Source organism: Rhodococcus sp. UFZ-B548 (assembly GCF_903819475.1).
In the GTDB taxonomy this organism is placed as follows: domain Bacteria; phylum Actinomycetota; class Actinomycetes; order Mycobacteriales; family Mycobacteriaceae; genus Rhodococcus_F; species Rhodococcus_F erythropolis.
This window is the reverse complement of the sequence record NZ_CAIJDS010000110.1, coordinates 1-7,284: the sequence shown is the minus strand read 5'-3', so window position 1 is coordinate 7,284 and position 7,284 is coordinate 1. Positions and strand designations below refer to the sequence as shown.

The window sequence follows — 7,284 nt, the reverse complement described above, 5'->3', positions numbered from 1 at the left end:
TACCGGTAATGCGTGATAATCAAACGTGTCGAATTCGAGCATCTGCTCCGCCGGTATTGGGGCACTTTGCTTATGGCTTCGCCATACGCCTCCGAAGGGGTGCTACGAATGTGTCCGTTGTGGTCATAATTGTCAGAAGGCATGGGTACAGGTAACCCGCCCCGGCTGTAAGGACGACTGAGACCTTTCTGGGCCATCCCGTCCAGTATCGAGCGTCAAGCTTCGATCCGAGCTGGCCGTGCTCCCGTGCGGCAGCGAGGCATACGAGGGTGCGCTTACGGTTGGAACGGTTGGCGGATGGCGGCAGTCATGCGGTTTCGGAGTCCGACCCCAGCCGTGGAAAGGGCTCGGTAGAGAACACAACCTCTACCGCTACCTCGAAGTACGCGGCGATCCGCAACGCTAGATGCAGGCTCGGACTGTATTCGCCGCGTTCGAGGTAGCCCACGGTCTGATAGTGGACTCCCAGTGCCTCGGCCAACTCCCGCCGCGATAAGCCCCGCTCGGCCCGCAGCATCGCGATCCGGTTGTGGATGATCTCAGAAGGCACGCTGCAGCGCCTTTTCTCGTCGTGCAGCCATGTTCGATCCTGATTCGTGACGCGCCATGCGCCGCAACACTACCGGGGCGATGAGCAGGCCCACGACGGCCCAGATTCCCAGCACCGCAGCCGTCTCGACATGGCGCCAGGACTCGTTGATCTCGATGGCGACTGCGTCCTCGGGCAGCAGCGCCGATCGCATGCCGAGTCCGAGCCAGTACATCGGGAATGTCTGGCCGACGGCTTGCAACCAGCCCGGCAACGCAGTGATTGGGTAGAAGATGCCCGAGATGGCGATCAATCCCATCAGCGGCATCGTCAGCAGAAAGGCCGTCCGTGTGTCGAGTACGCTGCCGAGGATCGCGCCGAAGGGCAGCACGGCCAGCAGGCCCAGGGCCACCACCCACACGAAGGTCGCCACCGCGCCCGGCCCGGACAGCGAGGAGCCGCCGATGATCACGATGCCCACCCCGAGTACGACGATCACCTGCACGATCACCGACCCGGCGGAGGCCACGATTTTGCCGACGAAGTAGCCGCTCACGCCCCGGGGCACCGCCTTGGCCCGCAACAGCGTGCCGTCCTCGCGGTCCAGCACCAGCACGTTGAGCAGGGAGTACATGCCGTTGAACGCGATGATGCTCCCGAGCAGACCGGGCACGGCCAGCTCTGCGACGGAGAGCCCGCTGTCTCCGTACATCTTGTTACGCAGCAGGAACAGCACGACAAGCGAGATTGCGGGCGTGAGGAACTGACCGATCAGGTCGGGGCCGTTGGTGTACAGCTGCCGCAGTTCGATTGCGCCGCGGGCGAGACCGGTCCGGATGAGGGTGACGTTCATCGTGTGACCTCCGTGAGGGTGTGGACGGGTTCGGTCGCTTCGCCGGACTCGGCTCGCTTGACCAGGGTCATGTAGGTCTCTTCCAGTGAGGCGCGGCGCACCTCGAGGTCGACGATGCTCTCACCGTGCTGCTTGAACAGTTCGTGCACGTACTTCGTCGACTCGGTGGTGGTGTGGACGAAACGGTGGCCGTCCACGGTCCAGCTCACCTGGGCTTCGCCTGCGATCGACCGGGACAGCTCATCGGGCGAGCCGTCGGCGATGATCCGGCCGCCGGCCAGGATCAGGATTCTGTCGGCCAGGATCTCGGCCTCGTCGAGGTCGTGCGTGGTCAGTAGCACGGTGGTGTCCTCGAGGTCGGCGAGTCGGTGCACCAGATCATGGAAGTCGCGTCGCGCCGCCGGGTCGAAGCCCGCGGTCGGTTCGTCCATGAACAGCAGCTCGGGCCGACCGACGAGGCCGATCGCCGCGTCCAGTTTGCGCCGTTGGCCGCCGGACAGCGTGGAGATCTTGGCGTCGGCCTGCTCGGTGAGGCCGACCAGGTCGATGAGTTCATCGGTGTCCCAGGGACGTTGGACCCGCGCGGTGGAATAGGGGTGGTAGTACGCGCCGAGATGGGCTAGCAGCTCACGTACCCTCCATTTCGCGTGATCGCGCCAGGACTGCAGCACGACGCCGATCCGAGCGCGCCAGTGTTCGTCGCCCTGTTCGGGGTCGGCACCCAGGACCGTGACGCGGCCCGCCGAGCGCCGACGGAAACCCTCCAGGATTTCGATGGTGGTGGTCTTGCCCGCCCCGTTGGGGCCGAGCATGACAAGTACCTCGCCGCGCCGTGCGTGGAATGTCACGTCGCGCAGAACGTCGGTTGTGTCGTACTGCATTCGCAGTCCGTCGACGTCGAGAACTACCCCGTTGTTCGAAGTCATGAGTTCACGCCTTCCAATCGTCAGTGTTCGATAATTTGTAGCATACGTACTATCGTTTGAGGTGGAAATGCTGCATAGAGTTGCAGCACTCGACCGCCGACAAAAGGAACCTGCCTGGCAAACGTGCACTCACCCACGGACAACTTCGCAGCGAACTCATCCGCTCGTCGAGGGCACCGTCCGCCGGGCAAAGACCCCATGTCAGATACCGAGGACGGGCGGTGAGCCTCTGGGGAACTGACTTCCCTGGTAGCGCGTGAAAGCGCCAGGAGTTCTGCAGGCTGGTTGGTTTCGACGTCGACCCAGCGGCCGACGAGGGGTTAGTCGCCGACTCCGTTCATGCGTTATCCGGGCGACCGAACAGCGCGCTCTCAGCATGCGAGCCGATCGGCTCAACCACGGCCTTCGTGGGTCGTCCGTGGCTGTTGCGCCTAGAAAGAACACATCGCAGCAGACCCGCTGGCCTTCGTCGTGTTGGGGCAGCGAGTAGATTTCACGGGCTACCGGGAGGAGCCGTCAACGAGGACCGTGAAAGTAGCCCACCCGCGTATTATCAAGGCAGCGTGCCGATTTCGAGATCCGGCGCCCAGGCGTGAACGACCCAGATTCCAGGGGGAACCGATGGTATCTGTCAAACAGATCCAGATCACCTTTCATTGCGCAGATCCTGAGCACCTCGCCCGTTCTAGGCCGATGCGCACGATTGGTCGAGTTCGGTGCGGTGCGTGTGCGACTACTGCGCGCTGACGAAAATTACGAGCAGCGCCTCGTGATGCAAGACGTCGAGGGTAATTAGTTCTGTCTCGACTGAGTGGACGCGCATGTGACCCCACTGGTGTCCACTGGTGACGGCAGTTTTCGGTTGAACGGCTCTATCTCGCAGGAAGGTCGAGAGTCGAGTGTCGTGGTCAGGGATTTGCTTGTTCGCTCGAAGGTCGATGCCTTCTGGCGATGTCGGCGGCGTAGGCGCCGTTTTGGCCGACTTCGGTGACCCAGCCCTGGGCGGTGGCTACTTCGATGCCGAGAAGTGCGGCGAGTACCGCCGCCGGCATCTGCGCGGCGAGGTCCATCAACGCTGCAGTACGCGCGGGCTGAGCTGAAATACCTACACGGTTGAAACGGATATTGAGGTTTTGGCTGCTCATCGGGCTTCCTGCGCGTACACCCGGGAACAGCCAATCGTGATCGCTTGTTTGGGCGAGTGCGGCGCGTCCGCGGTATCTGTTGACGACCAGGTCGAGTGCCAACTGACCTATCAACGTGGGGAGGACGACGGGTTCGGTTCCAAGCGCAAGACTGACGGCGCGGTTGTCGATGCGTTGAGTGATGGCATCGGTGCGCAGTGTGACTATGCGCCTTGATGGTTGAGCGAAAAGCAACAGCAGCAGCCCTGCGAACCGGTCACAGCGGTCGATGCTGGTGTCGTGCAGTAGCCGGCGAGCGTGCTTCCAGCGTTCGTCGTCGGTCATGGTGCCGGAGCCGTGGTGACGAGGACGAGGTGCGAGGAGCAGACCGCGTCGAAAGTGCCGGCGTGCGGTAGCCCACTGGAAGAAATCACGAGCACGATGCGCCTGAGTGTTCGACATTTGCCAGCGGTCGAGGTCGTGCTGGTCCGCTTCCTCGGGTTGTCGGCCGTGCCGGCGCAAGTACTTCAGAAGATCCGCCGCGATCGACAATTGACGCCGGGCATAGGTAGCTTGTGGTCGGGTGAGCGGTCGACGTGCTTTCGTCCGGAGTTTGTGTAACAACCGCCAGGTGACGTAGCTGCGCAGCAACTTTCGATCTTCCTCGTCGTCGATGTCGGCGAGGAAACGGTGAAATTGTTCCTCGAGGGTGTGGAGGATCTCGTCGCGCGGTGCGAGTGCACCGGCGCAGACCAAAGCGTCCCGTAACGGACGTGTATGCGGCAAATTGCGATACTCGTCGAGCATTTGGTGAGTGACGGGGCGGCCGGTCTCGCGAAGCTGGCCCAACAGCTGAGAGCCACCCCCCTCGAGATAGGTGAGTGTGCTCTCAAGCGATGAACGAGCGAGCGCGTCGTATACGGGCTGGAGTCTAGGAATGATGTTCGTGTCATCCCCGAGCGTGTTCCGCAGCTGAGCGATGCAGGCACACCCCCTGCACAGGCCGAAATGATGGAGATGCTCCAGTTTTCCGCACTGTTGGCAGGGTTTGAAGGAGTCGGGGTGTCTGCGATAGCACGCCTTGCATCGTGGGCCGTCGGGTAGCCATGCGCGGACGGTCATCTTCCGATGGCAGCTGTGGCACAACGCTTTCGGTAGGCCGCAGTTGTTGCAGACGGGTGCGCCGTCGGCGGTGCGGGTGCGCACGATACGAATCTGGTTGCAGACCGAGCAGGGCTCGCGGCGGAGCAGTTTGCTCGAGCACGGCTCGCAGCGCGGCGTTGCGGTGTCGGCGAAATAGCATTCTTTGAGCTTTCCGCAGAACGCGCAGATGGTTATGGGTGATCGCTGACAGCGGCGACAGCGCGGTTGCTGGCCCGCAAGCCGATACAACCGTGCGCGTTCCCCGCACCCCGGGCACGTATCCTGGTTTTCGGGCTGGTGATTGTGGCAGCTTCGGCAAATCGGTGCGCCCGAGGCGTTCCTACTGGCGGCAGGGCGGGCGGCTCCGCACCCTGCACAGACTTGGGCGTGATGCTGCTCGTAGCAACGGCGGCACGAACGGAGCCGTTCGCGCACCGTGGTCAGTTCGACTGCACGGTTGCAGAACGGGCAGGGCGGCATGACGAACCCGCCGATTGCTGCGTTGACGAGTGCGCGGAGTAGTCCAGTGGTTGCCGCTGTGGCGTGTGCTGCTTCAGTCGTCAGCCGCAGAGGATGCTCCGCGAGTTCGTCTGCGATTCGTCTCTGATTGCCTGCCTTGGGAAGCTCACGTTCGACGATCTCGCGGAGGAGGCCTGTGTCGACGTCTGCGTTGATGATCGTGATCTGGTTGACGAGCCGATTCAGTTGATCGACTTCCGATATCCGGCGCTCACACGAAGCGCAGAGTGGTCGTCCTTCCCAGTCTCGGTAGCGAGTAAGCGTTGATTTCTCACAGGACGTGCAGGATTCGATGCGTTTGCGTTCTCGGGTGTAGCAACTTCCGCAGATCCGTAGCGGTCCCTGCCGATTCGTCAGATCGACGTCGCGATGGCACACGCCGCACAGGGGGAGTTCGATGCCCGCTGATCCGTGGCCCTGCAGCGCTTTGATCAGTCGATCCATGGCGGGTGGGCCCAGCGGTTCCCGGCCTGTCAGCAACTCCGGATTCTCGAACAGTGCTTGCGCCAGCCGACGCTTGACGGTGATCGAGGGTGCCGCCTCAGCGAGTGCTGCTGACAACACCGAAGCCGCGAGTGTGGGGTCGGCACGTTGCACCGCGGCGTGGATGATCGACAGCGGATCGTCCAGCACCGCTGCGGCGTACCCAGAGACTGTCCGGCTCCCCATCAGGGCTCTTTTGTGCCGATGATGCGGGCACGTTTGGGGCGGTGGTCACCGACAGACCCGGTTTCGTTGGCGCCGGCGGCTTTACGTCGTCTGGCCGTGGCGGTGACCGGCTCGATCAGGTCTTCCATCCGGCAGTCCAGAATGTCCATCAAGGCAACCAGTGTGTTCAGGCTCAACCGTTCGGGCCGTTCGACGACCAGTCGATAGACCTGACTGGTCGACAGGGCAACGCCGCGGTCGGCGAGTAGTGGCTTGAGGTCGCTGGTGGAGAACATACCGCGGGTGGCCATGAGCGTTCGCAGGTGCCAGCGGTAGTCGAGTTTGCTGTTCAATCCATCCACTCCTCGTCTGCGGAGAGTCCCCGCTCCAATGTTCGTCGCATCATCGTGTTCATGAAGTCTCCACTGACTGCGGTGTAGATCGCCGTGGTGGACGCAAACCGATGACCGACCTGTTCTTGCACGAACTTCGGATCCGCGCCGTCTTCGATCAGGTGCGTCACGTAACTGTGTCGGAGGCAGTGCGGGACCAACGTGCTCGGTAGATCCAGGGCATCGCGATAGTCGGCGAATCGCGAATCGATCTCCCGCGGTTGGAGCCGGGTGCCGCGTTCGGTCATGAACAGCGGTCCATCCGCTCGGTCTGTGAATCGAGGGCGGATGTTGGCCACGTAGTCTTGCAAAGCTTCTACTGCCCAGGGCATTACGCTCGCCACCATTCGCCGTTTGGGCGGCGAACCTCGACTGGCTTTGCCCCATCGAACATGCAATTGCCCGAAGCTGCCCAACTCCGGGGCAGACGGGCTTCGATAGCAGTCGGTGGTGTCGAGTCGAGAGACCTCCCGAGCGCGCAGACCCCAGCCATACGCCACTTTCAGCACCGTCGCGTCACGGTAAGCGGTCAACGCGCCTTTTCGGCCACGCCTCACCGCCAACCCCACCCTCTCGTCGGCGTAGTCCAGGAGTTGTTGCAATTCAGTGCGATTCAACGGGCGACGGTCCGGATCGCCCTCGTAGTCGACCAGGCGACCCACCGTGTTCCACTCGTGGCAGATCTGTACAGGATGAGTACCGAACCGGTTTTCGCACTCTTCCGGCCACTTGTAATGCGGCGAGATCAGATAGGTGCAGAAGTCTCTCACCGCGCCTTGATAGTTCCGCAGCGTCGACTTCTTACGCTGTCGAGCGCCGACCAACTCCGCCATCCACTCGTCGAAATGGGCAGCAGTCCACAACCATGGATACTCGTCAGTGAAGGCCAAAAAACGGTTCACAGTCCCCAGATAAGCGCGGACCGTCCGCTGGGCCATCCGCCGTCCCCCGAGCAATTGCTGCTCCCAGCCTCTGAGCATCGCGCCGAGAACGGCATCTTCGGGATGCAGCAGCGAGACGCCTTCGACAAGTTCGAGCCGCGCAGAACCGGGCAACTCACGATACTTGTCAGCCACCGCTGCCGTCTCCTTCTGGTGCACGTATATTGCGTTAGATGCAATATAGAGCCGTGAAGGCCTGATCAGCAAGG

The 7,284-nt window shown here is 62.4% G+C and carries 6 protein-coding genes; all 6 read right to left on the bottom strand.

From position 1 onward, the window contains the following. Nucleotides 1–307: 307 nt before the first annotated feature. Complete coding sequence (locus tag H7C86_RS36300) at nt 308–550, bottom strand: helix-turn-helix transcriptional regulator (RefSeq protein ID WP_054781831.1); 243 nt, start codon at nt 548–550, stop codon at nt 308–310. Further along, the gene (locus tag H7C86_RS36295; RefSeq protein ID WP_182263462.1) at nt 540–1,382 is read right to left on the bottom strand and encodes an ABC transporter permease; all 843 of its coding nucleotides are present in this window, start codon (nt 1,380–1,382) and stop codon (nt 540–542) included. Before H7C86_RS36295 ends, H7C86_RS36300 begins: the two co-directional genes overlap by 11 nt. Beyond that, complete coding sequence (locus H7C86_RS36290) at nt 1,379–2,308, bottom strand: ABC transporter ATP-binding protein (protein ID WP_182263461.1); 930 nt, start codon at nt 2,306–2,308, stop codon at nt 1,379–1,381. The genes H7C86_RS36295 and H7C86_RS36290 overlap by 4 nt, the downstream gene beginning before the upstream one ends. Before the next feature lie 908 nt (nt 2,309–3,216). Beyond that, complete coding sequence (locus tag H7C86_RS36285) at nt 3,217–5,763, bottom strand: hypothetical protein (RefSeq protein ID WP_182263460.1); 2,547 nt, start codon at nt 5,761–5,763, stop codon at nt 3,217–3,219. Next, nucleotides 5,763–6,095, bottom strand: coding sequence for a helix-turn-helix transcriptional regulator (locus tag H7C86_RS36280; protein WP_083954782.1), 333 nt, complete (start codon nt 6,093–6,095; stop codon nt 5,763–5,765). The genes H7C86_RS36285 and H7C86_RS36280 overlap by 1 nt, the downstream gene beginning before the upstream one ends. Then, nucleotides 6,092–7,114 (bottom strand): tyrosine-type recombinase/integrase, encoded by a 1,023-nt coding sequence (locus tag H7C86_RS36275; RefSeq protein ID WP_182263463.1) that lies wholly within the window; start codon nt 7,112–7,114, stop codon nt 6,092–6,094. Before H7C86_RS36275 ends, H7C86_RS36280 begins: the two co-directional genes overlap by 4 nt. Between the last annotated feature and the right edge of the window lie 170 nt (nt 7,115–7,284).

What these genes read in the sequence shown, in the direction of transcription:
- H7C86_RS36295 (WP_182263462.1), bottom strand. Translation starts at nt 1,382, where the DNA reads ATGAACGTCACCCTCATCCGGACCGGTCTCGCCCGCGGCGCAATCGAA.
- H7C86_RS36290 (WP_182263461.1), bottom strand. Translation starts at nt 2,308, where the DNA reads ATGACTTCGAACAACGGGGTAGTTCTCGACGTCGACGGACTGCGAATG.
- H7C86_RS36285 (WP_182263460.1), bottom strand. Translation starts at nt 5,763, where the DNA reads ATGGGGAGCCGGACAGTCTCTGGGTACGCCGCAGCGGTGCTGGACGAT.
- H7C86_RS36275 (WP_182263463.1), bottom strand. Translation starts at nt 7,114, where the DNA reads ATGCTCAGAGGCTGGGAGCAGCAATTGCTCGGGGGACGGCGGATGGCC.